This window comes from Marinimicrobium locisalis (assembly GCF_039822625.1).
GTDB lineage: Bacteria > Pseudomonadota > Gammaproteobacteria > Pseudomonadales > Cellvibrionaceae > Marinimicrobium > Marinimicrobium locisalis.
The window spans coordinates 1-734 of record NZ_JBDLLG010000080.1 but is presented as its reverse complement, the minus strand read 5'-3'; the positions used below and the strand labels follow the sequence as shown (position 1 = coordinate 734).

At 53.1% G+C, this 734-nt stretch carries 1 pseudogene; it reads right to left on the bottom strand.

The features are described 5' to 3' along the window. A pseudogene (locus tag AAE514_RS18480) lies at positions 1-734 on the bottom strand (hypothetical protein); the annotation flags it as partial.

Sequence of the window (734 nt, the reverse complement as noted above, 5' to 3'; positions counted from 1 at the left end):
GGTCGTCTCCTGTTCCTACCCCATAGTCACTACTGGACACAACCGTTCGTTCCCCAGTGCTCATATTGATACGCAGCAGGTTTCCATCCCGTCTGGACATCGTAAAAATATGTTTATCACTTTTGGGATCAGGCTCGACACTCACAACGCTGTCGTGAGTAGGCTCCTCAGAGCCGGGGTCCGATTGGCTAATCACCGACCGCTCGCCGGTTTCAAGATCAATGGCAAGAACTCTGGCCAAGTAACTTGAATCCACACCCAGGAGGGCTCGGTCTTCCTCGACTCCCATCGTCATACTGTAGGTATACGCCAGAGCATGGTCCTCTTCAGTAGAGGCATCATCCGTGGCAAAAACGGCTCTTTCCGAGGTTTCAAGGTCTATTGAAATAATCTGCCCTGAAGACTCTCCTTCGGCATTCTTAAACTGGTCCGGGACCAGCAACCGACCCCGCTTTTCATCAAACGTCATATCCTGAATATCGGTAAAAGGCACCTCGTTATCCGGAAAACTCTCCGCAAACGGCTGACGACGGACCTGAACCACATCGGCCTCTTCTATGGCGTTGCCCTGAGCATCTTCGGCCGAGACCCGAATCTGGTTATCGCCCGGCTCCAGGGAGACCGTCTTTGACCATCCCTCAAAGGCGTTCTCTGTCTCGGCGGTATAAGTCTGGATGCTGCCGCTCTCGCCCTCAACCGTCAACGTCACGGAAGCAATGGCACTATAATCATCG